Annotated in this window: 33 protein-coding genes and 2 tRNA genes; 27 read left to right on the forward strand and 8 right to left on the reverse strand. The window is 61.0% G+C overall.

The window, feature by feature from the left end:
- Positions 1–82: 82 nt before the first annotated feature.
- The 20 genes from FKB36_RS04050 to FKB36_RS04145 all read left to right on the forward strand — a co-directional run bounded on the left by FKB36_RS04050 (position 83) and on the right by FKB36_RS04145 (position 13,475).
- Positions 83–167, forward strand: a tRNA-Ser gene (locus FKB36_RS04050).
- A 34-nt stretch (positions 168–201) separates the two neighbouring features.
- Positions 202–651: a 30S ribosomal protein S13 gene (locus FKB36_RS04055; protein ID WP_261596760.1), complete on the forward strand. Its 450-nt coding sequence runs from the start codon at positions 202–204 to the stop codon at positions 649–651.
- An 11-nt stretch (positions 652–662) separates the two neighbouring features.
- Positions 663–1,211, forward strand: coding sequence for a 30S ribosomal protein S4 (locus FKB36_RS04060; RefSeq protein ID WP_261596761.1), 549 nt, complete (start codon positions 663–665; stop codon positions 1,209–1,211).
- Position 1,212: 1 nt separating this feature from the next.
- Positions 1,213–1,602, forward strand: a complete 390-nt coding sequence (locus FKB36_RS04065) for a 30S ribosomal protein S11 (protein WP_067072097.1) — start codon at positions 1,213–1,215, stop codon at positions 1,600–1,602.
- Positions 1,602–2,432, forward strand: a complete 831-nt coding sequence (locus tag FKB36_RS04070; protein ID WP_261596762.1) for a DNA-directed RNA polymerase subunit D — start codon at positions 1,602–1,604, stop codon at positions 2,430–2,432. The genes FKB36_RS04065 and FKB36_RS04070 overlap by 1 nt, the downstream gene beginning before the upstream one ends.
- Positions 2,429–2,797, forward strand: a complete 369-nt coding sequence (locus tag FKB36_RS04075) for a 50S ribosomal protein L18e (RefSeq protein ID WP_261596763.1) — start codon at positions 2,429–2,431, stop codon at positions 2,795–2,797. Before FKB36_RS04070 ends, FKB36_RS04075 begins: the two co-directional genes overlap by 4 nt.
- A 5-nt stretch (positions 2,798–2,802) precedes the next feature.
- Positions 2,803–3,225: a 50S ribosomal protein L13 gene (locus FKB36_RS04080; protein WP_261596765.1), complete on the forward strand. Its 423-nt coding sequence runs from the start codon at positions 2,803–2,805 to the stop codon at positions 3,223–3,225.
- A 13-nt stretch (positions 3,226–3,238) separates the two neighbouring features.
- Complete coding sequence (locus FKB36_RS04085) at positions 3,239–3,640, forward strand: 30S ribosomal protein S9 (RefSeq protein WP_261596766.1); 402 nt, start codon at positions 3,239–3,241, stop codon at positions 3,638–3,640.
- 34 nt (positions 3,641–3,674) lie between these two features.
- Positions 3,675–3,863 carry a DNA-directed RNA polymerase subunit N gene (locus tag FKB36_RS04090; RefSeq protein WP_011844642.1) on the forward strand — a complete coding sequence of 63 codons (189 nt, stop codon included), beginning with the start codon at positions 3,675–3,677 and terminating at the stop codon, positions 3,861–3,863.
- Positions 3,864–3,937: transfer RNA gene (locus tag FKB36_RS04095), tRNA-Pro, on the forward strand.
- Between the two features lie 30 nt (positions 3,938–3,967).
- Positions 3,968–4,135, forward strand: coding sequence for a DNA-directed RNA polymerase subunit K (locus FKB36_RS04100; RefSeq protein WP_221056917.1), 168 nt, complete (start codon positions 3,968–3,970; stop codon positions 4,133–4,135).
- A gap of 7 nt (positions 4,136–4,142) precedes the next feature.
- Positions 4,143–5,330, forward strand: coding sequence for a phosphopyruvate hydratase (gene eno, locus FKB36_RS04105; RefSeq protein ID WP_261596768.1), 1,188 nt, complete (start codon positions 4,143–4,145; stop codon positions 5,328–5,330).
- A 1-nt stretch (position 5,331) separates the two neighbouring features.
- A complete protein-coding gene (gene rpsB / locus FKB36_RS04110; protein WP_261596769.1) occupies positions 5,332–5,949 on the forward strand; it encodes a 30S ribosomal protein S2 in 618 nt (205 codons plus the stop codon).
- 28 nt (positions 5,950–5,977) lie between these two features.
- Positions 5,978–6,766 (forward strand): AmmeMemoRadiSam system protein B, encoded by a 789-nt coding sequence (gene amrB, locus FKB36_RS04115; protein ID WP_261596770.1) that lies wholly within the window; start codon positions 5,978–5,980, stop codon positions 6,764–6,766.
- Entirely contained in the window at positions 6,767–7,636 is an 870-nt protein-coding gene (mvk, locus tag FKB36_RS04120) for a mevalonate kinase (RefSeq protein WP_261596771.1), read from the forward strand.
- Positions 7,629–8,387 carry an isopentenyl phosphate kinase gene (locus tag FKB36_RS04125; protein ID WP_261596772.1) on the forward strand — a complete coding sequence of 253 codons (759 nt, stop codon included), beginning with the start codon at positions 7,629–7,631 and terminating at the stop codon, positions 8,385–8,387. The genes mvk and FKB36_RS04125 overlap by 8 nt, the downstream gene beginning before the upstream one ends.
- A gap of 3 nt (positions 8,388–8,390) precedes the next feature.
- Positions 8,391–9,443 (forward strand): type 2 isopentenyl-diphosphate Delta-isomerase, encoded by a 1,053-nt coding sequence (gene fni / locus FKB36_RS04130; protein WP_261596773.1) that lies wholly within the window; start codon positions 8,391–8,393, stop codon positions 9,441–9,443.
- A gap of 28 nt (positions 9,444–9,471) precedes the next feature.
- Positions 9,472–10,809 carry an RNase J family beta-CASP ribonuclease gene (locus FKB36_RS04135; RefSeq protein WP_261596774.1) on the forward strand — a complete coding sequence of 446 codons (1,338 nt, stop codon included), beginning with the start codon at positions 9,472–9,474 and terminating at the stop codon, positions 10,807–10,809.
- Positions 10,810–10,819: 10 nt separating this feature from the next.
- Positions 10,820–11,785 (forward strand): polyprenyl synthetase family protein, encoded by a 966-nt coding sequence (locus FKB36_RS04140; RefSeq protein WP_261596775.1) that lies wholly within the window; start codon positions 10,820–10,822, stop codon positions 11,783–11,785.
- A gap of 4 nt (positions 11,786–11,789) precedes the next feature.
- Positions 11,790–13,475 (forward strand): glutamate--tRNA ligase, encoded by a 1,686-nt coding sequence (locus tag FKB36_RS04145; RefSeq protein WP_261596776.1) that lies wholly within the window; start codon positions 11,790–11,792, stop codon positions 13,473–13,475.
- A gap of 88 nt (positions 13,476–13,563) precedes the next feature.
- Here FKB36_RS04145 and FKB36_RS04150 read toward each other — a convergent pair whose 3' ends face one another.
- The 7 genes from FKB36_RS04150 to FKB36_RS04180 all read right to left on the reverse strand — a co-directional run bounded on the left by FKB36_RS04150 (position 13,564) and on the right by FKB36_RS04180 (position 20,073).
- Positions 13,564–14,388, reverse strand: a complete 825-nt coding sequence (locus FKB36_RS04150; protein ID WP_261596777.1) for a class I SAM-dependent methyltransferase — start codon at positions 14,386–14,388, stop codon at positions 13,564–13,566.
- Between the two features lie 5 nt (positions 14,389–14,393).
- On the reverse strand, positions 14,394–15,581 hold the full coding sequence (locus tag FKB36_RS04155; RefSeq protein WP_261596778.1) for an ABC transporter substrate-binding protein: 1,188 nt from the start codon (positions 15,579–15,581) through the stop codon (positions 14,394–14,396).
- Positions 15,582–15,694: 113 nt separating this feature from the next.
- On the reverse strand, positions 15,695–16,498 hold the full coding sequence (locus tag FKB36_RS04160) for an ABC transporter ATP-binding protein (RefSeq protein WP_261596779.1): 804 nt from the start codon (positions 16,496–16,498) through the stop codon (positions 15,695–15,697).
- A complete protein-coding gene (locus FKB36_RS04165) occupies positions 16,495–17,706 on the reverse strand; it encodes a FecCD family ABC transporter permease (protein WP_261596780.1) in 1,212 nt (403 codons plus the stop codon). Before FKB36_RS04165 ends, FKB36_RS04160 begins: the two co-directional genes overlap by 4 nt.
- A 511-nt stretch (positions 17,707–18,217) precedes the next feature.
- Complete coding sequence (locus FKB36_RS04170; protein WP_261596781.1) at positions 18,218–18,505, reverse strand: type II toxin-antitoxin system RelE family toxin; 288 nt, start codon at positions 18,503–18,505, stop codon at positions 18,218–18,220.
- Positions 18,506–18,507: 2 nt separating this feature from the next.
- Positions 18,508–18,711: a hypothetical protein gene (locus FKB36_RS04175; protein ID WP_261596782.1), complete on the reverse strand. Its 204-nt coding sequence runs from the start codon at positions 18,709–18,711 to the stop codon at positions 18,508–18,510.
- 513 nt (positions 18,712–19,224) lie between these two features.
- Positions 19,225–20,073, reverse strand: coding sequence for a DUF364 domain-containing protein (locus FKB36_RS04180; RefSeq protein WP_261596783.1), 849 nt, complete (start codon positions 20,071–20,073; stop codon positions 19,225–19,227).
- 294 nt (positions 20,074–20,367) lie between these two features.
- On the opposite strand from FKB36_RS04180, the gene FKB36_RS04185 reads away from it, so the two are divergent.
- From FKB36_RS04185 to FKB36_RS04215, 7 genes are all read left to right on the forward strand, one after another.
- Entirely contained in the window at positions 20,368–20,841 is a 474-nt protein-coding gene (locus FKB36_RS04185) for a DUF2178 domain-containing protein (protein WP_261596784.1), read from the forward strand.
- Complete coding sequence (locus tag FKB36_RS04190; RefSeq protein ID WP_261596785.1) at positions 20,825–21,034, forward strand: helix-turn-helix transcriptional regulator; 210 nt, start codon at positions 20,825–20,827, stop codon at positions 21,032–21,034. Before FKB36_RS04185 ends, FKB36_RS04190 begins: the two co-directional genes overlap by 17 nt.
- A gap of 832 nt (positions 21,035–21,866) precedes the next feature.
- Complete coding sequence (locus FKB36_RS04195; protein WP_261596786.1) at positions 21,867–23,111, forward strand: COG1361 S-layer family protein; 1,245 nt, start codon at positions 21,867–21,869, stop codon at positions 23,109–23,111.
- 14 nt (positions 23,112–23,125) lie between these two features.
- A complete protein-coding gene (locus FKB36_RS04200; protein ID WP_261596787.1) occupies positions 23,126–23,797 on the forward strand; it encodes an ABC transporter ATP-binding protein in 672 nt (223 codons plus the stop codon).
- Positions 23,794–25,011 (forward strand): ABC transporter permease, encoded by a 1,218-nt coding sequence (locus tag FKB36_RS04205; protein WP_261596788.1) that lies wholly within the window; start codon positions 23,794–23,796, stop codon positions 25,009–25,011. Before FKB36_RS04200 ends, FKB36_RS04205 begins: the two co-directional genes overlap by 4 nt.
- 211 nt (positions 25,012–25,222) lie before the next feature.
- The gene (locus FKB36_RS04210) at positions 25,223–25,444 is read left to right on the forward strand and encodes a hypothetical protein (protein ID WP_261596789.1); all 222 of its coding nucleotides are present in this window, start codon (positions 25,223–25,225) and stop codon (positions 25,442–25,444) included.
- A gap of 33 nt (positions 25,445–25,477) precedes the next feature.
- Positions 25,478–25,846, forward strand: coding sequence for a histidine kinase dimerization/phospho-acceptor domain-containing protein (locus tag FKB36_RS04215; protein ID WP_261596790.1), 369 nt, complete (start codon positions 25,478–25,480; stop codon positions 25,844–25,846).
- Here FKB36_RS04215 and FKB36_RS04220 read toward each other — a convergent pair.
- On the reverse strand, positions 25,834–26,475 hold the full coding sequence (locus FKB36_RS04220; RefSeq protein WP_261596791.1) for a tetratricopeptide repeat protein: 642 nt from the start codon (positions 26,473–26,475) through the stop codon (positions 25,834–25,836). The two genes, FKB36_RS04215 and FKB36_RS04220, sit on opposite strands and share 13 nt — an antisense overlap.
- Positions 26,476–26,498: the final 23 nt, after the last annotated feature.

Consider the following 26,498-nt stretch of genomic DNA (forward strand, 5'->3'; position numbering starts at 1 on the left):
AATAAGTAGGCACAAGTCATAGAATGCTGTGTCTGGAGCAGCACATCGCGTGTTGCGAGTGTCGAAAGATGCGAAGTTCTATGTTGAGGTAGCCAAGCCTGGTATGGCGCAGGTTTGCTAAACCTGTGTCCCCCTGGGACTCGAGGGTTCAAATCCCTCCCTCAGCGCTTTCACCGACAACGTCGATGATGAGGCGATCACATGGATGATGAAGAGATAAAGTACTTTGTTCGAGTCAGAAACACTGATCTCGACGGCACCAAGGCGGTGCATATCGCACTGACCGGGATCAAGGGCATTGGTCCGCACACGGCGCGCACCATCACCGCCCTTGCCAACGTTGACCCCCGTGCCGTGCTCGGCAAACTCGACGACGAATCGGTCGAGCGGATCTCGAGCGCCGTCGAGACCTACACCGAGAGCGTGCCCGACTGGATGGTCAACCGCCAGAAGGACGTCTACACCGGAGAGGTTCGCCACCTCCTCGGAACCGACCTCACGATGATGAACGACGACGACGTCAACCGCATGAGGAAGATGCGGAGTTACCGCGGCATCAGGCACGAGACCGGGCAGAAGGTCCGCGGCCAGCGCACCAAGTCCACCGGAAGAACCGGCACGACCGTCGGCGTCAAGAGAAAGAAGGATTGAGTGGTGATTGAATGGGATATCCCGGAAAGAACTACAAAACATATGCAACGCCCAAGCGGCAGTTCGAGAAGACCCGGCTTGAGGACGAAAAGCGGCTCATCATCGATTACGGCCTGCGCAACAAGCGCGAACTCTGGAAAGCCCAGAGCGTGCTGCGAAAATACCGCACCGCCGGCCGTGAACTGGTGGCGCTGCGCTCGGGCGGGCTCAGCACCGAGGACTACCTGAAGAAGCGGGACGAGCTCGTCAACCACCTTTACCGCTACGGTCTCGTCGGCGAGAACGCCGATGTCGGCGACGTCCTCGCGCTCAAGGTCGAGCAGCAACTCGACCGCCGGCTCCAGACGCTGGTTCTCCGCAAAGGGCTCGCAAGGTCCCCGAAGCAGGCGCGCCAGTTCATCACCCACGGCCACATCGCGATCAGGGGCCGCCGGGTGACCATCCCGAGCTACCGGGTCGAGAGAGTCGAAGAGGCCGAGATCAGCTACTACGGCCCCTCCCCGCTCACGAACGACGTTCATCCCGAGAGAGGCCGCATCGCCCGCGCAGGAGTGAGGTAACATGGCAGAAGAGAAATGGGGCATCGCGCACATCTTTGCCTCCTTTAACAACACCATCATCACCGTCACCGACCTCTCCGGAGCGGAGACAATCACGAAGAGCAGCGGCGGTATGGTCGTGAAGCAGGACAGGAACGAGAGTTCCCCATACGCCGCCATGCAGATGGCGATCCAGGTTGCGCAAAACGCACGGGACAAGGGAATCACCGGCGTCCACGTGAAGGTCCGCGCACCCGGCAGGGGCAAACAGAGGAGCCCCGGTCCCGGCGCCCAGGCGGCGATCCGCGCCCTCGCCCGTGCGGGGATGAGGATCGGCCGCATCGAAGACGTCACCCCGGTGCCTCACGACAGCATCCGCGGCAAGGGCGGCCGGAGAGGAAGGAGAGTGTAATGGAGATAGCGTTTTCTCGACTGGACGAGAGAGTCGCCAAATTCACCTTGAGCGGCGTTTCGATGTCGTTCGCCAATATGTTCCGGCGGGCGATGATCAGCGAAGTGCCGACGCTCGCCATCGAAGACGTCCGCATCTACGACAACACGAGTGTTCTCTTCGACGAGATGCTGGCACACCGCCTGGGACTCATTCCGCTCCGGACAGACCTCAAGGTCTACAAGCCGCGCAGCGAGTGTACCTGCGAAGGCGTCGGGTGCTCGGCCTGCACCGCGACCTATACGCTCTCCGTCGAGGGGCCGAAGACCGTCACCTCGAGCGACCTGATACCGCAGGACCCCGACGCCGCACCGGCGGAAGAGGGCATCCCCATCATCGAGCTCGCGAAAGACCAGAAGGTCGTGATCGAAGCACATGCGGTCCTCGGCACCGGAAAAGAGCATGCCAAGTGGCAGGCGACGACCGCCTGCGGATACAAGAACTACCCGGTGATCGCCATCGACGCGAGGTGCGACGGGTGCGGCATGTGCATCGACGAATGCCCGAGGAACGTGCTCGAGGCGGCACAGGGGAAAGCCCGGGTCGTCCAAGGGCGCCAGGAACTCTGTTCCCTCTGCAGGCTCTGCGAGCGGGCATGCCTTGCCGGCGGGATCGGCACCGAAGCGGCCATCCACATCGGCACGGACACAGAGAAATACATCTTCGTGGTGGAGAGCGACGGCTCAATGCCTGTCCGCGAGATCATCGAGAGAGCGCTACAGTACATACAGAGATCATCAGACGACCTGGTAGACGTGATGAACGAGATTACGGGAGAGGGGACTGAATGAAGAAGACAACCGAGAATAAATCGAACCCCCGGCTGACCGCCCTCATCGTGACGCTGAAAGACGCGTCGCGCGTGCACGAGGCGGGCATCTGGCGCGAGATTGCAAAGAGGCTGGATGCGCCCCGGAAGAACTACGCAGAGGTGAACCTCAGCAAGATCGACCGGTACGCGAACGAAGGCGAGACGATCCTGGTGCCGGGCAAAGTGCTCGGCAGCGGCGCGCTCAGCCTGCCGGTGAAGATCGCTGCACTGGACTTCTCCGAGGCCGCGGTGAGCAAGATCACCGGCGCAAACGGGACGTGCATGACTATCGAGGACCTCGTCCGGGACAACCCGACGGGGAGCAGGGTACGGATCCTCAGGTGAGACGAATGGTTACAATTATCGACGCAGAAGGATTACTGCTCGGAAGGATGGCCAGCATCGTCGCGCAGCGTGCGCTTGCCGGCGAAGAGATCGCCCTCGTGAACGTGGAGAAGGCGATCGTCTCCGGCAGCAAGGCGCAGGTGCTCGCGAACTACACGACGAAGCGCGAGCGCGGATCACGCGAGGGCGGCCCGTTCTTCCCGCGCAGGCCCGACCACATCGTCAAGCGCACCATCCGCGGGATGCTCCCCTACAAGCGCGAACGCGGTATCGCGGCATTCAAGCGTATCAAGACCTACGTCGGCGTTCCGATGGAGTTTGTCGGGATGGAGACGGAGACGCTCGATGCAGCCCACGTCGACCGGCTGGGCAACACGAGATACGTGACGATCGGGGCGATAAGCAACAACCTCGGAGCAAAATACTAAATAGGGTGATGAAGTGGCAAAGATCATCAATTCAAGCGGTAAGAGAAAGACGGCAATCGCCCGCGCGACCTTGAAGCCCGGCAACGGCCGGGTCCGCATCAACTCCGTGCCCCTGGACATCTACGGGACGGAACTGATCCGCATGAAGATCGCCGAGCCGCTGCTGCTGGTGCCAAACGCGCTCGACGGTGTCGACGCAGCGATCGACGTCTCCGGCGGGGGCACGATGGGCCAGGCCGAAGCGGTCCGGACGGCGCTCGCGCGCGGCATCGTGGAGTGGCACAACGACCCCGCGATAAAGGACGCATTCCTCGCGTACGACCGGACGCTGCTCGTAAACGACTCGCGGCAGAAAGAGACCAAGAAGCCGCACGGCCCCGGAGCACGCGCACGGTTCCAGAAGTCCTACCGGTGAACAAAAGAGATATAAGGGATGCTAGACCATTATTATGATACCCGTACGATGTTTTACATGCGGTAAGGTCGTCTCTACAGCCTGGAAGGAGTTCAAAGAGCGGCGGGATGCAGGCGAGGATCCAAAACGGATCCTCGACGATCTCGGTCTGGAACGTTACTGTTGCAGGCGGATGCTGCTGACGCACAAGGAAACTGTGGAGGACCTGAATCCGTACCAATGAGGGGTCGTGGGGTAGCCTGGCCATCCTATGGCGTTCGGGATGCTGTGACCTGAGTTCAAATCTCAGCGACCCCATTTTATCATGAATGATTTTGAGGCTGCACGATGGAATCTTATACCCGGTACGAACGGGCGCGAATTATAGGGGCGCGCTCTCTTCAGATCTCGATGGGTGCACCTGTTCTGGTCAAAACACCAAATACGGAGCCACTCGAGATCGCACTCGAAGAGTTCGATAAAGGCGTGATCCCTATAACAGTGAAGAGAAAGTAGTGATCTGATGACGACCATCGAACAGATTATCCTGAGAACAATCCTGGATAGCCGCGGGAACGAGACCGTCGAGGCTGAGATCTACACTGATTGTGGCTTTGGACGGGCTGCAGCACCCAGTGGTGCCAGCACCGGAACCTATGAAGCAAAGGTGCGGCCGCCGCGCGAGGCTGTCGAGGACGCAGAGAAAAACCTGATTCCATCGCTCATCGGTGAAGACACCCGTGATCAGATCACGTTCGACGCACTGCTCAGGGAGAACGACGGAACGGCCGACTTCAGTTCGATCGGTGCAAACGTCGCCGTAGCGCTCTCGCTTGCGTGTGCCAAGGCGGCTGCGTCGTCTCTCGACCTTGAACTCTTCCGCTACCTCGGGGGCACGTTCGCCGCCGATACGCCTCTGCCGCTCGGCAACGTCATCGGCGGAGGCGCGCATGCCCCGAATGCCACCTCCATCCAGGAGTTCCTGGTGGTTCCCACCGGGGCCTGTGGCGCGACGGAAGGCGTCTTTGTGAACGCTGCCGTTCACAAGACCGTGAAGAAGATGCTGCAGGAGCAGGGCAGACTCTCCGGGAAAGGGGATGAAGGCGCCTGGGCACCTGCGATCTCCGACATTGAGGCGTTCGAGATCATCGCCGAGGCGATCAACACCGTCTCCGATGAGACGAACGTCGAGGTCAGGATGGGGATCGACGTAGCGGCAAGCGAGATGTGGAACGGCGAGCACTACCGCTACAAGGACGCGGTGCGGAGCCGGGAAGACCAGATCGCCTACATGGCCGACCTCGTCGACCACTACAACCTCATCTACATTGAAGACCCCCTCTTCGAGGAGGACTTTGAGGCATTCGCCGACCTGACCGAACAGGTCGGGGACCGGTGCCTCATCTGCGGCGACGACCTCTTCGTGACCAACGTCGAACGGATCACGAAGGGCATCGAGACGGATGCGGCAAACTGCGTCCTGATCAAACCAAACCAGATAGGGACGCTCACCGACACCTTCGAGGCGATACGCCTCGCGCAGGAGAACGGTATGGAGAGCGTCATGAGCCACCGTTCCGGAGAGACGACCGACGCGACGATAGCGCACCTTGCAACCGCGTTCGGATGCATCTTCCTCAAGACCGGCGTGGTCGGCGGGGAGCGGATAGCCAAACTGAACGAACTGATTCGCATAGAGGAGCTGATCTAATTTGACAGGAAACGAACTTGAGATTGAACTGAAAGAACCGCTGATGCCCGTCGAGGAGTACCTTGCGGCAGGTGTGCACATCGGCACCCAGCAGAAGAGCAAGGACATGATGAAGTTCATCTACCGCGTCCGCGGGGATGGGCTCTACATCCTGGACATCCAGGCGACCGACGAGCGGATCAAGACCGCAGCGAAGTTCCTTTCGCAGTACGAGCCTTCGAAGATCCTGGTCGTCACCTCCCGGCAGTACGGCCAGTACCCGGCCAAGAAGTTCGCCAATGCGATCGGCGGCATGGCGGTCGTCGGCCGCTTCATCCCCGGGATGCTCACCAACCAGCGTCTACATGGCTTAAACACCTACATCGAGCCGGACGTCGTCGTGGTGACCGATCCCATCGGTGATGCCCAGGCGATCAACGAGGCCGTCCAGACCGGTATCCCGATCGTCGCGCTCTGCGACACCAACAACACGACGAAGTACGTCGACCTGGTCATTCCGACGAACAACAAGGGTCGGAAGGCGCTCTCGGTGATCTACTACATCCTGACAAAGGAACTGCTCCGTCTACGCGGTGTGACCACGTCGCTCACGCCCGAAGACTTTGAGACAGAGTTATAAGATCCGAAGCACAAGAGCTCGATCGTTGATGGATATGCGCCCATGCAGTGTAGCGGGAATGTTTTATCCTGCCGAGCCCAGGCATCTGGAGCAACTGCTGGAGACATTCTTCCAGAAAAAGGCCCCGGGGATACTATCCCGGGGGATCGTCTCTCCCCACGCCGGATACGTCTACTCGGGAGAGACCGGAGCCTGTGCGTTCTCTACCATACCCCCTGATTTTGACGGCACGTTTCTGGTCATCGGCCCGAGTCACCGTGGATACATGACCTCTGCCTCCGCCGTACCGTGGGAGACCCCGCTCGGGATCGTCGATGTCGATACGGATTTCATCGACGCGATGGATATCGAGATAGACGAGGCATCGCACCAAAACGAGCACTCGATCGAGGTGCAGATGCCGATCATAAAATACCGGTTCCCGAGAGCAAAGGCCGCACCCATCCTCATGGGAGAACAGACCTACGAAGCGGCAGAGAACCTTGCCGAGCACCTGCTCCAGGCAGTCGAGCAGACCAGACGGGACGTGCGGATCGTCGCTTCGAGCGACTTCTCCCATTACGTCCCGGACGATGTGGCCCGGCGGCAGGACCTCTACGCGATCGACGCGCTCAAGACCCTGGACATACCCGAGTTTTATCGGCGGCTCCAGGAGACCCACGCTACGGTCTGCGGCTACGGACCGATCGCGACCATGTGCATGGCATGCCGGTCGCTCGGTGCGACGAGAGGGGAACTTCTGCGGTATACGACGAGCGGCGACGTGACGGAGGATCACAATCAGGTAGTGGGGTATGCAGCGATAGCGGTGGTCTGATTGGCAACATGGAGCGCGCCGGGCAAGGTCTTCCTCTTCGGCGAGCATGCAGTCGTCTACGGGAAACCGGGAGTCGCGATGGCGATCAAGCCGCGCGTCTTCGTCACGGTGAGGAAAACGCGCAATCCGACCCGCCCGAAGTCGCCCTACATCGACGAGTGTTTCAGGATGATGGGTGTCCGGGGCAGCGTCTACGTCCACTCCCAGCTCCAGAGTTCGTCGGGGCTCGGGTCGTCGGCCGCGGTGACGGTGGCGACACTCTCTGCGATCAACGATGAGTTCAATCTCGGGCACGCCCGCGAGTACATCGCCGAGACCGCGTTCGCCATCGAGAAGAAGGTCCAGAAAGGGCGGGCAAGCCCCACCGACACCTACGTCTCTACAAACGGCGGCATGGTGCTGATCACGGGGAACTCCAAGCGGAGACTGCCGCCTGAGAACCTGCAGGTCGTCGTGGGGAACACCCTGGTGGCGCACAGCACCGCGAAGATGGTGGAACAGGTCGGGAACCTGCAGCGGAAGCATCCCGATGTCGCGAACCCGATCCTGGACGCCATCGGGGCCCTGACGCTTGCCGCCCTCCATAACATCGGCAACCCGAAGGAACTCGGGCAGTATATGGATATGAACCACGCCCTCCTGGAGGCGCTCGGCGTGGGGCACCCGGCGAGCAGCAAACTCGTGCTTGCGGCGCGGGCAAGCGGCGCATACGGTGCGAAGATCACGGGGGCCGGAGGGGGCGGGTGTATCGTCGCTCTCTGCCCGAGACGTGCAAAGAGCCGGGTTGCCGGGGCGATCGAGGCCTGCGAAGGGCGGGCGATCATCACGACGATAGACACGGAAGGCGCGAGAAAGGAGAAGCATGACTGAGAGCATGGTACTGAAACTGGGGGGGAGCGTGATCACCGACAAGTCGGGGGACTGCGCCATCGATCACGCCCGCCTGCGCGAGATTGCGGGGGAACTCGCCGCACACAGAGAGACCGCTCTCGTCCTCGTCCACGGTGCGGGGTCGTGCGGGCATCCCGAGGCCCGGCGCTACCGGATCAACGACGGTCTCGCCGGAGATAACGTCCCCGGCGTCTACGAGACGCATACCGCCGTATCGAGCCTGAACACGGCGGTCGTCACCGCCCTGCGGGACGCGGGGGTCGAGGCGATCGGTATCCATCCCCTCGACCTCTGCCTCGCTGAAGACAGACGTCTGGTCTCGTTCGAGACCCGCCATATCGCCGAAATGACGGAACACGGCATTGTGCCCGTGCTGCACGGCGATGTGGTGATGGACCGTCTCCGGGGCTCTTGCATCGTCTCGGGCGACCAGCTCGTCACCCGGCTTGCCGTCGCTCTCGGAAGCGGGCGCGTGGGCCTTGCGACCGACGTTCCCGGTGTCCTCGCGAACGGCTCGGTCGTCCCGCGCATCGACCGGACTACCGCAGCGACGCTCGATGTCGGCGGATCAGGAAAGACCGACGTGACCGGGGGCATGCGAGGCAAGATCGCGGAACTCCTGGCGCTGGCCGATGCTGGCATCGAGTCACACATCTTCCATGTCTCGAAGATCGGCCGGTTTCTGGACGGCACCGAGCATGGCGGAACAACGATAACCATAAAGGAGTAACCTATGAGAGAAGAGACCGCCACGTCTTCAAGGAAACGGGAACACCTGCAGATATGCTGCGAGCAGCCCGTCGAGGCCGGCGACGCCGGATTTCAGGACGTGCGCCTGGTTCATAACGCCCTCCCCGAGTGCGACATGGACGCGATCGAGACAAAGACGCGGTTCCTCGGCGCGACACTCGACTCCCCGCTCTTCATTGCAGCGATGACCGGAGGACACCCGGACACCCTGGAGGTGAACCAGCGGCTCGCACGGGCCGCGGAACGGTATAACCTCGGCATGGGTGTCGGTTCTCAGCGAGCGGCATTGGAGAAGCCCGAACTGGAGGGAAGTTTCACCATCGTGCGAGAGGAGGCGCCACACGCGTTTCTCTGCGCGAACCTGGGGATCATCCAGCTCCGTGACCACGGCATCGAGTGGGCGGAACGGGCTGTCGAGATGATCGATGCACAGGCGATCGCCATCCACGTCAATTCGCTCCAGGAAGCGATTCAGCCGGAGGGCGATCACAACGCAGAGGGGTGCATCGAAGCGCTGCGAAACCTCTGCCGGGAGTTCTCCTATCCCGTCATCGTGAAGGAGACGGGTTCCGGCATATCGGCCGGAACCGCAAGGGTCATCCGGGGCGCCGGAGCAAGCGCCATTGATATCGGCGGCTACGGGGGCACGTCGTGGGCGAAGATCGAACGCCTGCGGGCAAGCGGCCCCGAACTCGCCGATCTCGGGGATGCGTTCCTCTCGTGGGGCATACCGACGGTGGTGAGCCTTCATGAGGTGCGGACGGCAGGCGGGCCGATCATCGCAACGGGCGGACTGCGTTCCGGCATCGATATCGCGAAGGCCGTTGCTCTCGGGGCAGACCTCGGGGGCATGGCGCTCCCCCTCTTGAAACCGGCCATGGAGAGCGATGATGCGCTCTCGCTGGCTATCGAGGCGATGCACCGCGAACTCCGCGTGGCGATGTTCCTGACGGGATCCCGGTCTATAGCGGATCTCCGGCACGCCAGGACGTATATAACCGGCCTGACCCGGCAAATGATTGAAAACAGCGAGTAACCACACAAAATCTCAACAAGGAGACAACATGGATATTGAGATCATAGCAGTGGGCGGGTATAACGAAGTCGGCAGAAATATGACCGCCGTCCGCTGCGGAAAGGAGATTGTCATCTTTGATATGGGCCTCCGGCTCGACCAGGTGATGATCCACGAGGATGCTGATATTGAGAATATGCATTCCCTGGACCTGATCGAGATGAAGGCCATTCCTGATGACACCATCATGAATGGGATCGAGGGGAGTGTCAAGGCTATCGTCTGTTCGCACGGACACCTTGACCATATCGGTGCGATACCGAAACTGGCGCACCGATACAACGCCCCGATCATCAGCACGCCGTATACATCGGAACTGATCCGGCAGCAGATTGCAGGCGAACAGAAGTTCGGGGTGAACAACAAGCTCTTCGCCCTGAAAGCCGGGCAGCGCTACACCATCTCCCCGCACCTGACGCTCGAGTTCGTGCGCGCCCAGCACTCGATCATTGACACCGTCTTCCCGGTCCTGCATACGCCCCGGGGCGCGGTCGTCTACGCAAACGACTTCAAACTCGACCGGACGCCGGTGATCGGGGAACCCCCGGACTTTGCCCGGCTGCGCCAGATCGGGAAGGAGGGCGTCATCGCTCTCATCACGGAGAGCGTCAACATCGCCGACAACGGGCGGTGTCCGAGCGAGAAGATCGCACGGGATCTCGTGCGGGACACCATCACGAGTTACGAGGACGACAAGAGCGCCCTCTTCGTCTCGACGTTCTCGTCGCACATCTCCCGTGTGAAGTCGATCGCCGAATGCGCCCATGAGATCGGCAGAAAACCGGTCCTGCTCGGGCGCTCGATGGAGCGCTACAGCTCGGCGGCGGAACAGTTGAAACTGGTCGGGTTCCCCGAGTCGCTCTCGATGTTCGGCAACCGGCGGACGGTTGACCGGACGCTGCGGCGGATCATGAAGACCGGAAAGGACAAGTTCCTCCCGATCGTCACCGGCCACCAGGGAGAGTCGGGCGCCATCCTCACAAGGATCGTGATGGGGGACACCCCCTACAAACTGGAGAAAGGCGATAAGATCCTCTTCTCGGCGAAGGTGATCCCGAACCCGATGAACCGCGGTCAGCGCTACCTGGTCGAGGCCCGTGCCAAGATGGCGGGCGTGCGGATCTTCGACGAACTGCACGTCTCGGGCCACGCCTACAAAGAAGACCACTACGAATTCCTCCACCTCTTGAACCCGCAGCACGTCATCCCGTCGCACGGCGACATCAGCATGACCGGCGGCTATGCGAAGTTCGCGGAGGAGATCGGGTATACCCTCGGAAACGACCTTCATATCATGAGGAACGGGAAGAGTGTCCTGATTAAGTAGGAGAATCTACATGACGACGCTTGAAGACTACCTGGAGATGAATGCTGAGCGGATAGACAAGGCGCTGCACCGTTACTTCGGAGACGTCCAAGGCGATCTCTTCCGGGCGAGCGCCCACCTGCTGCTTGCAGGCGGCAAACGCCTTCGCCCGGCGGTCGTCATCCTCGCTGCGGATGCGGTGAGGAAGGGGAGCTCGGACGACCTGCTCCCGGCGGCCCTTTCGCTCGAACTGACCCACAACTTCACCCTCATCCACGACGACATCATGGACGGCGACGCCGTCCGGCGCGGCGTGCCGACGGTGCATACGGTCTGGGACGAACCGACGGCGATCCTCGCCGGGGACGTCCTCTACGCGAAGGCGTTCGAGTTCATCTGCCTCTCGGAAGCAGCGGACGCCGCCAAGATCCGGGCGGTGAAGATGCTTGCCCGGACGTGCACCGATATCTGCGACGGGCAGAGCATGGACATGGCGTTCGAGAAGCGCGAGGATGTTACCGGGATGGAGTACCTGGAGATGGTCAGCAAGAAGACCGGGGTGCTCTACGGGGCATCCGCCGCCATCGGCGGGATCCTTGCGGGTGCAACCGCCATCCAGGCCGACGCCCTCTACCAGTACGGGGTGAACAGCGGCATCGCCTTCCAGATCCAGGACGATCTCATCGATCTCCTCGCGAGCAGCGATGTGACCGGCAAGGACCGGGCCTCGGACATTCGGGAAGGAAAGCAGACCCTGATCGCCATCCGGGCACGGGAGAAAGGGATCGATCTCGCCCCATACCGGAGGAGACTCACGGTAGCCGAGATCGACGACCTGATCGCCCGGCTCGGGGAGGCGGGCGTCATCGACGAGGTCAGGGCGGTCGCCGTCGAGCGGGCCACCGTCGCGAAAGAGGCGCTCTCGGTCATCCCGGACTCGGAGGAGAAGCGTCTTCTCGGCGATATCGCCGATTTCTTCATCGCTCGAGGCAACTGATACCATGGAGACCGATATCGAGCGTCTGCTCTTTATCTACGCTCTGCAGAACGCGGTGAAGCACGATAGCGCCCCGAAGAGCGGGACGGTCATCGGCACGGTGCTCGGCAAGCACCCGGAGTTCCGGAGCCGGGCGAAGGAACTCGGGCCGCTCGCGGGGAAGGCGATTGCGGAGGTGGCGGCGATGAGCGCGGCGGAGAGGAGGAGCCGTCTCGAAGAACTCGCCCCCGAACTTGTTGCGGAACTCACCGAGACGCACGAGAAGTCGAGGGAACTCCCCGCGCTCGAAGGCGCGGAGAACGGCGTGGTGATGCGGTTCGCGCCGAACCCGAGCGGGCCGCTGCACCTCGGGCACGCTCGCGCCTCCGTCCTGAACGACTACTACGTCAAACGCTACGGCGGGCGGTACGTCCTCCGTGTCGAGGATACCGACCCGAGGAGGGTCGATCCCGAGGCATACGCGATGGTCCTCGAGGACATCGAGTGGCTGGGGCTCGGGATCACCGATATCGTCTACCAGAGCGACCGCCTCGATATCTACTACGACTGGTGCAGGAGGCTGATCGAACTCGGCGGCGGCTACGTCTGCGTCTGCGACTCCGAACGCTTCCGCGAACTCAAACTCAAGGGGAAGGCATGCCCCTGCCGGGAGCGGACGGTGGAGGAGAACCTGGAACTCTGGCAGAAGATGCTTGATCAGGAGTTCTACGAGGGCGACGCGACCGTCCGGGTGAAGACGGAGCTCGACCATCCCGACCCGGCGATGCGGGACTACTCGGCGATGCGGATCGTGAACACGCCGCTCCACCCGCGGGTGGAGAACACGGTCTTTCCGCTGATGAACTTCTCGGTCGCGGTGGACGACCACCTGCTCGGGATCACCCACGTCATCCGCGGCAAGGACCACATCGCGAACACGAGACGGCAGCGCTACCTCTTCGACTACTTCGGGTGGAAGCCGCCGGTCTACCGCCACTACGGGCGGATGGGGATATCGGGCGTCGTCCTCTCGACGTCGGGGATGCGCGAGGGGATCAAGAGCGGCCTCTACACCGGCTGGGACGACATCCATCTCGGGACGATGCGGGCGATCGCGCGCCGGGGCATCGAGCCGGAAGCCGTCCGGAACGCCATGATCGATATCGGGATCGGAGAGACCGACATATCGTTTTCGTGGGAGAACCTCTACTCACGGAACAAGGAGATCGTTGACCCGAAGGCGAACCGCTACTTCTTCGTGCCCGACCCGGTCGAGGTGACCGTCGAGGACGCCCCTTACCGCGAGGCCCACGCGGCCCTCCATCCGGGCGATCCCGCCCGGGGGGTCAGGACGCTCGTCGCCGAAGGGAGGATCCTCCTCCCGCGGGCGGATATCGAAGGGAGGAGCATGGTCCGGTTGAAAGACCTCTACAACGTCGGGATAGCGTGGGACGGCGATACACCGCGGGTATCCTACGCAGGCGACGCACTCGAGGATGCCCGGCGCGAGAAGGCGCCGATCATCCAGTGGCTGCCGGCGGATGCAAAACTCCCCTGCACCCTTCTCCAGCAGGACGGGACCCTCGAAGGGTTCTGCGAACCATCGGTCGCCGGCGAGGCGAATAGGGTCGTCCAGTTCGAGCGGATCGGGTTTGCCCGGGTCGACTCCGTCGAGGGCGGCCGGGTGAGCGCGTATTTCGCGCACCGGTAGATTGGGTTTCCCCTTCCCCCGTTTTTTTAATCCAGTTCAGGTTTCCATCCTTAGCCCGACGAGGTGGGTCCCAAGCCCGGATGAAGTGTCACTTCTCCCACCGAATATGGGCCGTCTTCGATGACCCCGGGATACAGAACCCGGTCTTGGTCCGCACGATCCGCTCATGCACGAACGAGGCGACGATCTCCCGCTGCCGGTCGTCGTGGGCATACAGGCGCCGGCAGTAGTCGGCAACAGCCTCCTCCTCGGTCGGGTAGCGCTGCCCTTTATCCACGTCTTCGACCGTGAGATCCGGGTAGATCCCGACCTGGCAGAGACAGTTCCAGAGGAGATCCGCCGTCGGTTCGGCAGCAAACTCGCTCCCGTGCAGTCGCGGCCAGAGACTGAAGTTCGCTCCGGTCCACGCGGGCGGCGTCAGGAACCAGAAGAGGTGTACCGACCGCTTCGCCACCGAGTCTATCTTTTTGAGGGAAGGGCCGATGTCGTCGAGCGCGAGCGAGAACGAAGCGACGACGACGTCGTGCGTCCCCACCTCCGCCGGGTCCGCATCCTCCCACCGGGAGGGGATCTCGCGGATCTCCGGAGCCCCGGAGAACGCCCGGTACTCCTTCATCGCGGCCCGCATCCCGGCGGACGGCTCCACGACCGTGACGTCGCAGCCCGCGAGAGCAAGGGGGACGGCAAGAGTCCCCGGACCCGCCCCGATGTCGAGCACCGTGGACCCGGGAGGGATCTGCATCGCCGCAATCTGGTCAACGATACGCGACCGGTCGCCGTTCAGCAGCCGGTCCACAAACCGGCGGATGTTTGCCGGGTCTTCCCAGAAACTTCTGCCGTCGTTCCAGACCTGCTTCTGGCGGTTCGCCGCCTCGTGCTGCTCGTTCCAGAGAGCGATGTAGTCGACCGCCATGCAACTCACCGGTTGCGTCCCCTCCCGGCAACAGCCGCTGCTGCGGCGAGACCTGCAAGAACGCCGAAGAGCGGGGCCGGAGCCTGCGTGGTTGCCTGTGCCGACGCAGACGCCGGTGCGGGCTTTGCATACACCATCAGGTCGTCCAGCTCCGCATCCGTCAGGTCGTACCTGAAGAACAGCGAGTAGAACTCCTTGACGCGCTCATCGATATCGTAGTCGAAGACGTCCGGGTACATCAGGTTGCCGAGCCAGATCATCGAGAGCAGCCGCTGAATCGACGGCGGACCGCCCATCCAGCTGTACGGGCCGTAGGGAGCCTCGTAGACATTGCCGTTCCTGACCGCGGAGAGCGACCGCCACATCGGATCGGTCATGATCGTGTTATAGTAGGCGTGCCCGTCGACGTACCCCACGATGATGTAATCGGGGTTCAACTGGAGGATATCCTCCATCGTGTACTCGTCGCCCGGCCCGCCGGTCGTCGCGGGTTTTGCGAGGTTGTTGCCGACATAATCGATAACCTCGGCATGATACGACCCTTTTCCGATCGTGGACACGGAGTTGCCGTCGATGGCGGTCACGTAGATCAGGGACTTCTTATTGTCGCCGACCTCCTTCATGCCGGTATCAAACTCGGCAAGAAGCGCCGAGACGTAGTCGGCGAGTTCCTGGCCGCGCTCCGGGCGGGAGAGAAGTTCGCCGAGTTTCACATAGGAGCCGGGGATCTCCTTGAGCTTGTTCTGGGTGACGAACGCGAACCCCACACCGGTCTTCGACTGGATATCGTCGAGGTCCGGCTTCATGGTCTCCTTTGCTTCACCGATGTCCAGAACCACGTCGATGTTGAGGTTTTTGTTCAACTCCATGATCGACTCGGGGTTCATGGTCGCGGCCTTGGAACCGTAGAACTGGCCGGTGACCGGAAGCGTCAGAAGCCGGGGATCGATGTACTTTGCCTGTGCATCGGTAAACTCGCTGGAGACACTCACGAAGAGGTCCTGATCCACTGAGTAGAGCACGATCTGTGCCAGGGGGCCGGACGGCGAGACCGCATCGATCTTGACCGGCAGGGTGATCTCCCGGCCGACATCGTCGACGAATGTCCGGGTCTCCTCGGCGGCGCTGCAGAATGCGACGGCGGTGCCGGAGAGGAGAACGAGAACCACGAGCATTTTCATTACTGTCTTCATACGTGTACCTCCCGAGAACGGGAACGTTACATAGGTATGATCTGGGTGCAGGCAGATTAAATATTTTTCATTACAATTTAGGGTAAATAAATAATTTAATATTAACAAAAATACTACTCGTGCTTCCCGACCCCACCGTCGATCGGGATGCAGAGTTTGTGGCGGCGTGAGCCGTACTGGTAATCCTCGATATGTACATCCACACCATAGACATCCTTGATCAGGCCTGCGTCCAGAACATCCTCCGGCGTCCCATCAGCGATCACCCTCCCGCCGTAGATCATCAGCGTCCGGTTCGCGTACAGAAACGCATGGTCCGGGTTGTGGGTCGAGAGGATGATGATGTAGCCGTCCCTCGCGAGATCCGATATCCGGCACATCACCCGAAACTGGTTGCCGTAATCCAGGTTTGCCGTCGGCTCGTCCATGATCAGGATCTTTGCCTTCTGCACAAGCGCACGGGCGACCAGGGCAAGCTGCCGCTCGCCGCCGCTGATCTCGCCGTATCCTGCATCCCGGAGATGGGCGATGCCAAGGTTCTCCATCGCCGCGTACGCCTCATCGATGTGGCTCCGGTTCGGCGTACCAAGCAGACGCACCTGATTGGTCAGACCCATCAGGACCACGTCCAGCACCGTGTAGTTGAAGACCGGGTGCGTCGACTGGGGGATGTAGGCGACGTGCTTTGCAATCTCCTTGTGATCGAGCGTCTTGATATCCAGACCGTTCAGCCGGATGTTGCCCCGGTAGTTTCGCAGAAATCCGAGGATGCACCGGAACATCGTGCTCTTCCCGACGCCGTTCGGCCCGAGCACGGCGAGGAGGTCTCCCTCCTTCACCGAGAACGAGACATCGTCGAGCACCAGGCGGGTGCGCCTGCCGTAGGCAAAGGAGAGGTGCGATATCTCCAGGCTCATGACCGCTTCCCCCCCATCATCAGCAGATAGGCAAAGATCGGCGCTCCGACGAACGCGGTGAGGATGCCGAGCGGCACCTCGGTGGTTGCGATCGTCCGGGCGAAATTGTCCACCAGGAGAAGAAAACCGCCGCCCATAACGATTGCCGCAGGGATGATCCTCCGGTAGTCGTAGCCGAAGATCATCCGGCAGAAGTGCGGGATGACGAGGCCGACCCAGCCGATGATGCCGGAGATCGAGACGGCGACCGCCGTAACGAGGGTTGCACAGAGGATCACGATCAGCCGGAGCAGGTGGGTGTTGATCCCCATGCTCTTCGCCTCGTCCTCGCCGAGGGTGAGGACGTTCATCCTCCAGCGGAGCAGGTAGAGGGGGATGAGGCCGATGACGATCACCACGCCCGCAAAGTAGACGTCCTTCATGGTCGCGCCGGCAAGGCTGCCCATCAGCCAGTAGGTGATGGCCGGCAGCTGGTCGTTGGTATCGGCGACGAGTTTGATGTAGGAGGTGGATGCGGAGAAGAGGCTGGCGACAAGGATTCCGGCAAGGACCATACCAAGGGTGGGGTTTCCTCTCGTCAGGCGGCTGACCGCATACGCGGTGCCGACCGCAACAAGACCACCGGCGAAGGCGAAGATCGTGATCGCCCCGGTCCCGAGATAGCAGTTGATGGCAAGAGCCGCGCCGAAACCGGCACCGGCGGATGCTCCGAGGATATCGGGAGAGACAAGAGGATTCTGAAACATTCCCTGGTATGCGGCGCCGGCCGTCGAGAGGGCGGCCCCGACGAGAAGCGCCGCGAGGATCCGCGGCAGGCGGATGTTGAAGACGACGCTGTACATCGCATCGTCCCAGGTCTCCGCCACGGATATGAGCGGCGAGAGGAGAATGTGCATGATATCGTTCAGGACCGGGACATCCAGCGACACGGCGAAATAAAAGGCCGGCGAGAGGAGGATGAGAACGGCGTCGGCGACGGCGAGCGAGAACCTGCCGACGGCAAACGACCCGATGATGCAGGAGACGGCGGCGAGTATCAGAAGGATGAACCGGAACCGGTAATTGGGCAGTTCCCGGTCCGAGACGGACGGGGTCGATGCCGCACCGGCTGTCTGCAACCGGGTCTCCGGTGGAGCGCCGGTCGGTGCCGTAAGAGGTGATCTCGTCGGTTCTGCATCAGCCATGTAGGGATATTGATTCTTCTTCATAGTTAATTAAATATGCTTTTATTTTCAGGCATGTTAACTAAGTAAAATTAACAATTCACACCGCCGGAAATAAGGATCGGTCGAAGAGAGCAACAGGACCGTCCGCCGGCGCAGATGCACCGGAGGCGGATCCGTTTCTGCTCCAGAAGATCCGCCCGTGACATTCTCCCCGGGCTTTAGCCGGGAGATTCACGTTTCACCGACCGGGACCTGCATCACCGGGATTGGTAGTGTGGTGATCCTCACTGGCGTCAGGTTAAGGCCATGGACATCATCCTTCACACTCTTACCCGGGCAACTCGTCCGGGTAAGGCTCCCGGAGGTCATCACATTGTCCCATGAGCTTCACACACCACCGTTGCCAGGGATTCATGTCATGGTAGAGTCATGCCGAAAAGAACGACAACCTCACGCGAAGCCGCAAAGTCCGGTGCTGCCGATTCCGTTGGGTCGCTATGCGAGATTGATGAGTCGATTGCAGAGGCTATTATTAGCGAAGTACTGAGACCGATCACATACGCCCGTATCTTCGATGTGCCCGTTCAGTGGTCAGGATCTGGATGATATGAACGATATCATTGCGCGGATCGATGGTATAGATTGCCGTAAAAGAGCGTGCAATGTGCATCCGGTAAATGATCCTGTTTTTGCCGGTGCGAAGTTTCTCTTTGCCCCCTGTTCCAGGATACGGGTCCTCTTTCAAAGTGTTGATATAATCCCTGACGATTCGTTGGCTCTTTGGATTGAGGGAATGCAAAAACACACACGCATCCTCATCCACGAGAACCCGAAACGCCACGGTTATATCTCCACGAACCGATTGCGGGCAAGAATCGCTTCGACGTCGTTCTCAAGCTGCTGCTTCTTCGCCTGCTCCACCAGATTCGCGATAATTTCGTCGAACGTTCTGTTGGGACCCTTCAGATCCGAGATCTCCTCGTATGTTTTTTGCGATACGGGGATGAACTCCGTAGTCGTCATCGAGGTATGATCTGTGCTAATCATAGATATACCTCATCCATACCGAGAACAAAAGAAGCCAGGCCGGCGGGGAGCGCGGCAGGGTGTGCCGGAAGAGCACCTGGCAAAGCCTACCTCCCGGCTGCAGACAGACATGTACGTTTTGAGGATCGATTGTATAGCGGACTTCAAGGGGGTTGTCCACCGTATGGTCAGATAAGACTGCATGCAGAGCGGAGCAGAGGTATAGGGCGGGACTGGATATGTGAGATCGTCGCCGCCGATCAGGGAGTGCAAAAGATCAGAGTCTGTTTTGGCTCATTCAAAAGTGATCCATCAGGCTCATCTAAAACTTATCCACCTGAGTGGTCCTGATCTCCACAAACGTCGATTCGAGTGTGCCCCACCCTGCACAGAGAACAATGGTATTGTGATATGACTAAAAGGGTATCCCGTGCGAGGTGAAAGCGAACTGACAGAGGGTGCGATTCATCCCCGCGGGCTTTAGCCGGGGGCTTTCTTGCATCCCTTGAACCTTGAACCTGTAAAAAAGTTCGTTCAGGGGGTTTCCGACCGGCGGAAGGTCGCCTTCTCGGCGGATTTGCCGAAGAAATGGTACCCGGATCCGCCCTCCGCAATCGTATCGAGCAGTTCGTCAGGGCGGGTGACGATATCCCCGCCGAGTATCGTTACACCGCGCCGGAAGAATGCATCCGGAAGCATGCTGGCGGTCGGTCCGACGACGACGATCGAGGCGCCGGGCCGGGCGAGGGCAAGCAGGGGCTCAAGCGTGTTGTTGATGAGGGTGGTGCCGGTGATGACGAGCATATCGGCCCTGCGGACCGCTGCATCCGCCTCATCCTGAGGAACCACATAGGGCAGTTCGTCGGGCTTCAACGTGCGCGGGTCGAGTTCGAGGATCCCGAACGGCTTTCCCCGCGCCTTGAGCCGCCGGATCACCGGCACGAGCGCCCCCACCACCACGACGTACCCGTCCTCGGGCAGCGGCACGGTATCGAGGATGTCCTGTCCGGTCTCCCGGATGTAGTCGGGCCGGCGCTTCCAGCAGGACTCGGAGAGGGCGTTTAAGATAGCGATACCGACCGCCTTCTTGAGCGGGGGCGCACGGGGAAGGTCGCGGAGGAACTCCGCGGCGCTTCGCCCCGTAAACCGTCCGGGGTAGGGCATGGCGCGGGCCGAACTCGGGCAGCAGACCGCTTCCGGGATCTCCTTTATCGGGGTGAAACAGAGGCCCCCGGAGCCGTCGCTGAGTGTGACGCCGGAGAAGAAGATACCGATGACAACCCGCTCCACGGTGATGGAGTCAAGATCGCTTCCGAGGATCTCCCGGATCTCTCCTATGGTCTCTTCGAGGATCGAGCCGGGGTGTAGAGGTGTAGTCGTCATAGGTTACCTGTTTTAGTTCTATTCGGTTAACAGGATTAAGGAAGGAAGTCCACTTAATGATAACGTCCCGCATTTTCTGTAAAATAACTACTCTGTATCCATCTCGCTCATCGCCGGACCAGGGGATATCGGCACCCGCGACGGCGCAGAAAGGAAGGGGCACCAAGAACCCTTTCCAGCGGGGAATAACCCGGATAACTGCACAGGGCATCTGTCAGGACAGCGGGATCTCCTGCAGCCCCTTGAAGTTAAACATTAATAACGAAATGCCCAAGATAGTATACATAGGCTGTTATGAAGCGAAACACGTTCTATCTTCTGGCCGGTATCGTTGCGCTCGCCGAGGTCGGCATCTTCTGGCTCTCGGTGGAGCTTGAGAGGTCGATCCTGATCCAGGTCGCATTCGTTCTTGGTGTCCTCCTGATCTACGGGGCGCGAAGGATGGTTGAAGACAGGGTCGAGGACGAACGGACGGCGATGATCACGCAGAAGGCGGCGCTCCGGACACTGGAGGTCTTCTGGGTGACCTTTTTCGTGGTCAACCTGGGGAGTGCCGTCGCCGTTTTTTCCAGGCCGCTCGGCCTACGCCCACCCCATCCGGGCCCTCCCGGAACGGCCCCACCCGACATGCTCGAATTTCCGGTCATCGGCAATTTTGCTATCCTCCAGATGGCGCTGCTCTGCCTGATGATATTCCTGTATGTCGGATTCAGGATGTACTACGCGCGCAAGTACGGAGAATGGGATACCGATGAAGAACAGGATTAAGGTCTACCGGGCGATGCACGACCTGACCCAGGAAGGGCTCGCAAACGAGCTCGGGGTCACTCGGCAGACCATCCTCGCCATCGAAAAGGGGAAGTACGACCCGTCGCTCGACCTCGCCTTCAAGATCGCCAGGTTCTTCGGCGTCACCATCGAGGAGATCTTTCTCTACGGCGATACGGCAGAACAGAAATAGGCCAGGGCTCGTCTGGGATAGAGGCTTCCTGATACAACGGTCTTTTAGTGGCTTCGGTGACGGAGCGGAGCATCAGGCCTTCGCCGGCCGGACTACCGCAAAATCTGTTCTCATGGTGGAAGTGGCGGCGATCAGTAATGTTTTAATAACAAAATGTACAATAGTTTTTACGTGGCGAGATGGTTCCGCCGTCCCGTGCGGGATCACCGCCCAAGAGCAGAATGGAGGTAACCGAAACCGCTGAGTAAAAACGACCGTCAATCAGGATACCGGCAGAAGATGGAGGAAGAGATTTTCGTCACCGCTTCTCCGACGGCAACGCTCGGGAAGGATTATTGGGCAGCAGTATGCCAATATCACCCACTCAAAGTCCGGGAGTCGGTTATGCGATACACACCACCCGAAGATCAGACTCACCAGACTCATGAAACGTCCTGCTGCCCGGTCATCACCCCCTCTCTCCTGTCCTTTCCCGGGGCGCGACACAGGCGATCCCTCCCGTGCGCCGTTTGATTTCAAAACCTCGCAAACGACTCCCCTGCCTGCAGACGCCGGTGGTTGGACAGAGTTAACCGGAACGTATCCGTAAACCCGGTACCTCTTGCCAGATTTGTCGATTCCACCCGCTATTATGTTCATTATCTCTAGCAATTAGTAACAAATAAATAACAATATGTAAAATATGCATTACATTGTCGGACAGCCCTCCCCGCAGATTCGGGGGGACGCGACATCAGAGCAGCAGATTCAAAACGAGTGAAAAGACCATGAAACCTGCCAGATCGATACCAGAGCAGCACCGATACCATACCATGCCCCGGAGGCGGAGCGAATGATGCGCAATCTCTGCATTCTGCTCCTCCTTCTCTCGGCAATCGTGGGTGCTGTGTCAGCGGCCAATGCGTCGGCGGAAGAACAGATCGCGGTCACCGACGTCACCGTCAATCCCGAGACGCTCATGCGCGGGGATACCGGCACGGTGACGGTCGATATCAAGAACACCGGGGAGACAGGCGTTGCCATCAGCAGGGCTGAACTCTATCCCAACGGAATTGCCGTCGTCAACGACAAGACCTACGATTCGGTGGGCACCATTGGCCCCGGGAACACCATGTCGTTCACGTTCACCGTGCGGGCCGACACCGCAGACGGCATCTACTACCCGACCTTCTACCTGGACCTCCGGGACAGCGGAAGCGTCCGCTACTCTGTTCCGGTGACGGTTGAGAGCACCGAGATTCAGGTCAACGTCGTCGACGCCCCGGAGACCTTCCCGGCAAACAGTGAAGACACCATCGTCCTCTCCGTCGGGAACCCCCGTGAGGGCAGCGTGAGCGGCGTCACCGTCACCCCGACCGGCGAAGGCATCAGGAGCACCCAGACGGCCGTCTTCCTCGGCGCCCTCGCACCGGACGAGGAGAAGAGCGCCTCGTTCCGGATCCTGGCATCGCGATCGACCGAACTCACGTTCGACGTCTCCTACCGGAACGGAAACAACGAACACCACGCCGTCCTGACCGTCCCTGTCGAGATCGGCGAGCGGGCGGTTGCGCCCGACATGGTCGTCAACAACATCGAGGTCTCGCAGAGCGGCGGCGCGATCACGCTGACCGGGGACGTGACCAACGCCGGCCTGGAGGATGCATACTCGGTCAAGGTCACCGTCGACGACCCCGCGACCCCGACGGACCCCTACCCGGTCTACGTCGTCGGCGGGCTGGAATCGGACGACTTCTCGAGCTTCGAGGTCACGTGCAGCGCCGAAGGCGCATCGTCCATCCCGCTCCTCGTCCAGTACAAAGACGAGAACGGCAAAACCTTCAGCGAGACCGTGACTGTCTCCCTCTCCTCCGCAGGGCAGGCATCACAGGCCGGCACCGGCAGCACGATGCCGTCCGGCATGAGCGGCGGCCCGCAGGGCGGAAGAGGCGGCATGGGCATGTTCGGATCGTTCGGCAGCGGGTTTTCACAGATCCCGGTAGTCGAGATCCTCCTCGTGATCATCGGAGGCGTGGCCGTCGTCGCCGCATGGCGGAAGGGTTACTTAGGAAAGATCCGTGAGCGGTTCCACAAGTAACCGGGGGAAGACAGATGAGCAGTCCGGTTATCGAACTCGACGACGTCAAAAAAATCTACCCCCTCCCTTCGGGGGACGTCACGGCGTTAAGAGGGATATCCCTCCGGATCGACGAGGGGGAGTTCGTCGCCATCATGGGGCCGTCGGGGTCGGGAAAGTCGACCCTCCTCAACCAGATCGGGTGCCTGGACCGCCCCACGTCGGGCGACCTCTTCCTCGCCGGGAAGAACACCCGGGAGATGGACGACCGGGAGCTGACCAGCCTCCGGCTCACCTCCATCGGCTACATCTTCCAGAAGTTCAACCTCATCCCCCTCCTCTCCGCCTACGAGAACGTCGAATACCCCTACATCATGAAGCACAGGAAGAACGACGACACCGGAAGGGTGCGGGATCTGCTCGCCATGGTCGGGATCGATGAAAATCTCTCGGCACATAAGCCAAACGAACTCTCGGGAGGCCAGCAGCAACGGATCGCCATTGCGAGAGCGCTCGTCAACGACCCGGCGATCCTCCTCTGCGACGAACCGACCGGGAACCTGGACTCGCAGACGAGCCTCCAGATCATGGAGATCCTCGGCGACCTCCACCACAGGGGCCGGACGATCGTCATGGTGACCCATAACCCGGAGACCGCCGAGTACGCGGACAGGACGATCACGATACGGGACGGGATGGTCGCATGATCGGAAACGACATCATCTTCGCGCTCTCGGTACGGAGTGTCCGGCTCCACTTCCTCCGTTCGGTCCTTGCCGCCCTCGGCATCGTCATCGGCGTCGTCGCCATCGCCTCGATCGGCATGATGGGGGCGAACATGACGCTTTCGGTCACGGAGGAACTCTCCGATATGGCGAACAAACTCACCGTCACCCCCTACACCGGGGGTGGGGGCGGCATGATGGGAGGGCCCGGAGGCGGGGGCGGTAGTTCCGACGACGACGATGCGATCACGGAAAAAGAGTTCAAGACAATTCAACGCATCGTCGCGAAGTACGGGACCGCCTACACCATTATGTCGGAATCCGACCAGATCGAGGTCGGCTCGGAAGAAGGAAGAGCGACCATCTACGGCCTTGATGCGGAGATCATGCGCGAGATTCTCACCGTCGAGACGGGGGAGTACCCCAAGAGCACGACCTCGGTGGTCGTCGGGCCGACGCTTGCAGAACGGCTCGACCTCAAGATCGGGAGCAAGATCGATATCGGCGACCCCGACGAGGGGTCCACCACGACCGTCCGGGTCGTCGGCATCCTCGAGGAGCGCGGCATGTCGATGGATCTCTCCACGGATATGGCGATCATCGGGACCCAGAAACTCTTTGTCGGCATCTACGGCGGCGAAGGTGAGTACGATCAGGTCAACATCGTCGTGAACGACTTGAACGATATCGATGCGGTCACGGAGGCGATCGAAGACGAACTCAACCGGAAAGAAGATACGGTCACCATCCAGGACAGCAGCCGGATGACGGAGAGCATCACCTCGACGGTCTCCACGATGACGACGTTCGTGATGGCGATCGCAGGGATCTCGCTCCTCGTCGCCGCGGTCTCGATCTTCAACGTGATGATGATGTCGGTGAACGAACGGATACGGGAGATCGGGATCCTCCGCTCCATCGGGACGCAGCGAACCGAGATCCTGCGGATGTTCATCTACGAGGCAGGGATTCTCGGGATCGTCGGAGCGGTCATCGGTGCCGTTGCGAGCATCGTCATCGGCTATATCGTCGTGCTTGGCATGGTCGGCACCACCGAGTACTTCTTCGCTCCCGGGAGCATCGGTTACGTCCCGATAGCCATGGCCATCGGCGCCGCAATCTGCATCGTCACCGGGGTTTACCCGGCATGGCGGGCATCTAACCTCGACCCGATCGAGGCGCTGCGGGCCGAATAGTGTACAGACAGGAGATTACCCATTTTTACCCGAAACATATGTCGCAAGAAAACAGATTGGTATCTGTGCGATCGCTATGCTCGTCGTTATTGCAGCAGCATGCGGATGCACCAGCGCGAGCGGTGAATCACAGCCCGCAGGGCAGCCGCAAGAAGACGTGGGAGCGCCTCGGGCAAACGGGACGGCCCCGGGGCAGCGTGAGCAGCCGCAGATGGACTTCGCCTCGGCCGCGGTCGCGCTCGGGGTCACCGAAGAGGAACTCCGGGCGGCGCTCGGCGAACCGGGCCAGGGCCGGAACATCTTCGCTGATGCAGCGGCAACGCTCGGTGTCTCCGAGAAGGAACTCATAGAAGCGCTCGGGGTTTTGGAGGGTATGGGAGAAGGCGGGATGCCCGGCGGCATGGAGAACGGCACTCCTCCGGGGCCCCGGTAAGAGACGACCGATTGGAGTGTGCAACACAGCCCGATGACGACAAACACCGATGCTCCGGAGAGGCCGGACGGGGAGTCGGACGCCCGTGATCCCAATCCAGGACGTGGCCGGTTCCCTGCTGGCTCCTCCGGACAGTACGCCCTGTATTCGGCACGAGTGGAGAATGAGGCCGCCGACTCTGCCCGGGAACTCCTCGCCACCATCTCCGATCGCATCAGAAACCCCCTGCAGGTGCTCCTCGCTCGGGCAGATCTGATGGAGGATGAAGAGACCGCCGGGTGGATCCGGGAGCAGGTCCGCCGGATCAACGATGCCGTCAAATACCTCGAAAATGTCTTACCCGATTTGTACAGCACCGCAAAGAAGGGACCGGCACCGGACGAGAAGACTCACCGGCCCTGAACCGCCGCGCTCTCCGCCCGGCGGGCGAGTTCCCGGAGCACCGTCCGTGCGAGAGACACGTTGCCGTAGTCCCGCTCCCGGACGACGTCGCGGATGCAGGCCGGCACCTCGACGACCCCTTCGGCCTCCCGGATCTCGGCCTCGAGCGCCGCGAGATCCCGCCTCTCCCGCATCCGATCCCGGTGCCAGACCGCGGACCCCCGCTCCGGGTCGATCGAGAGGACTGCCTCGTAACATTCCATCGCTTCGTCGTAGCGGCAGATCACCCCGAGCACCCAGCCCCGGCTCTGCCAGGCGAGAACGTGCTCCGGGTCAAGGCCGAGCGCCAGGTCAAAGCAGGCGACCGCATCTTCATGCTCCCCGAGGTGCGCGAGGGCGTAGCCCTTCCGCTGCCATGCCGTCGCATCGCCGGGGTCGAGGCTGAGCGCCCGGTCGAAACAGGCGGCCGCCTCGGCGTAGCGGCCGGCCTTGATGAGCGCAAAACCCTTTCTCCGCCAGAGGAGAGGGTCGGCGGGGGAGAGCTCAAGTGCTTCATCGTAACAGACGACCGCATCGCTGAAACATCCGGTGGTGCAGAGGACCCGACCCCTCCGATACCACCGCTCAGTATCCTCATCTCCTGTCGTCATCGAACCAGAAAGGGGGACCAACC

Origin of the sequence: Methanoculleus formosensis, assembly GCF_025384765.1 — an archaeon.
Taxonomy (GTDB): domain Archaea; phylum Halobacteriota; class Methanomicrobia; order Methanomicrobiales; family Methanoculleaceae; genus Methanoculleus; species Methanoculleus formosensis.

Bases quoted from the DNA above. Each gene is read 5' to 3' on its own strand.
- FKB36_RS04055 (WP_261596760.1), top strand. From the start codon at position 202: ATGGATGATGAAGAGATAAAGTACTTTGTTCGAGTCAGAAACACTGAT.
- FKB36_RS04060 (WP_261596761.1), top strand. From the start codon at position 663: ATGGGATATCCCGGAAAGAACTACAAAACATATGCAACGCCCAAGCGG.
- FKB36_RS04065 (WP_067072097.1), top strand. From the start codon at position 1,213: ATGGCAGAAGAGAAATGGGGCATCGCGCACATCTTTGCCTCCTTTAAC.
- FKB36_RS04070 (WP_261596762.1), top strand. From the start codon at position 1,602: ATGGAGATAGCGTTTTCTCGACTGGACGAGAGAGTCGCCAAATTCACC.
- FKB36_RS04075 (WP_261596763.1), top strand. From the start codon at position 2,429: ATGAAGAAGACAACCGAGAATAAATCGAACCCCCGGCTGACCGCCCTC.
- FKB36_RS04080 (WP_261596765.1), top strand. From the start codon at position 2,803: ATGGTTACAATTATCGACGCAGAAGGATTACTGCTCGGAAGGATGGCC.
- FKB36_RS04090 (WP_011844642.1), top strand. From the start codon at position 3,675: ATGATACCCGTACGATGTTTTACATGCGGTAAGGTCGTCTCTACAGCC.
- FKB36_RS04100 (WP_221056917.1), top strand. From the start codon at position 3,968: ATGGAATCTTATACCCGGTACGAACGGGCGCGAATTATAGGGGCGCGC.
- eno (WP_261596768.1), top strand. From the start codon at position 4,143: ATGACGACCATCGAACAGATTATCCTGAGAACAATCCTGGATAGCCGC.
- amrB (WP_261596770.1), top strand. From the start codon at position 5,978: ATGGATATGCGCCCATGCAGTGTAGCGGGAATGTTTTATCCTGCCGAG.
- FKB36_RS04125 (WP_261596772.1), top strand. From the start codon at position 7,629: ATGACTGAGAGCATGGTACTGAAACTGGGGGGGAGCGTGATCACCGAC.
- fni (WP_261596773.1), top strand. From the start codon at position 8,391: ATGAGAGAAGAGACCGCCACGTCTTCAAGGAAACGGGAACACCTGCAG.
- FKB36_RS04135 (WP_261596774.1), top strand. From the start codon at position 9,472: ATGGATATTGAGATCATAGCAGTGGGCGGGTATAACGAAGTCGGCAGA.
- FKB36_RS04140 (WP_261596775.1), top strand. From the start codon at position 10,820: ATGACGACGCTTGAAGACTACCTGGAGATGAATGCTGAGCGGATAGAC.
- FKB36_RS04145 (WP_261596776.1), top strand. From the start codon at position 11,790: ATGGAGACCGATATCGAGCGTCTGCTCTTTATCTACGCTCTGCAGAAC.
- FKB36_RS04150 (WP_261596777.1), bottom strand. From the start codon at position 14,388: ATGGCGGTCGACTACATCGCTCTCTGGAACGAGCAGCACGAGGCGGCG.
- FKB36_RS04155 (WP_261596778.1), bottom strand. From the start codon at position 15,581: ATGAAGACAGTAATGAAAATGCTCGTGGTTCTCGTTCTCCTCTCCGGC.
- FKB36_RS04160 (WP_261596779.1), bottom strand. From the start codon at position 16,498: ATGAGCCTGGAGATATCGCACCTCTCCTTTGCCTACGGCAGGCGCACC.
- FKB36_RS04165 (WP_261596780.1), bottom strand. From the start codon at position 17,706: ATGAAGAAGAATCAATATCCCTACATGGCTGATGCAGAACCGACGAGA.
- FKB36_RS04175 (WP_261596782.1), bottom strand. From the start codon at position 18,711: ATGATTAGCACAGATCATACCTCGATGACGACTACGGAGTTCATCCCC.
- FKB36_RS04180 (WP_261596783.1), bottom strand. From the start codon at position 20,073: ATGACGACTACACCTCTACACCCCGGCTCGATCCTCGAAGAGACCATA.
- FKB36_RS04185 (WP_261596784.1), top strand. From the start codon at position 20,368: ATGAAGCGAAACACGTTCTATCTTCTGGCCGGTATCGTTGCGCTCGCC.
- FKB36_RS04190 (WP_261596785.1), top strand. From the start codon at position 20,825: ATGAAGAACAGGATTAAGGTCTACCGGGCGATGCACGACCTGACCCAG.
- FKB36_RS04195 (WP_261596786.1), top strand. From the start codon at position 21,867: ATGATGCGCAATCTCTGCATTCTGCTCCTCCTTCTCTCGGCAATCGTG.
- FKB36_RS04200 (WP_261596787.1), top strand. From the start codon at position 23,126: ATGAGCAGTCCGGTTATCGAACTCGACGACGTCAAAAAAATCTACCCC.
- FKB36_RS04205 (WP_261596788.1), top strand. From the start codon at position 23,794: ATGATCGGAAACGACATCATCTTCGCGCTCTCGGTACGGAGTGTCCGG.
- FKB36_RS04210 (WP_261596789.1), top strand. From the start codon at position 25,223: ATGGACTTCGCCTCGGCCGCGGTCGCGCTCGGGGTCACCGAAGAGGAA.
- FKB36_RS04215 (WP_261596790.1), top strand. From the start codon at position 25,478: ATGACGACAAACACCGATGCTCCGGAGAGGCCGGACGGGGAGTCGGAC.
- FKB36_RS04220 (WP_261596791.1), bottom strand. From the start codon at position 26,475: ATGACGACAGGAGATGAGGATACTGAGCGGTGGTATCGGAGGGGTCGG.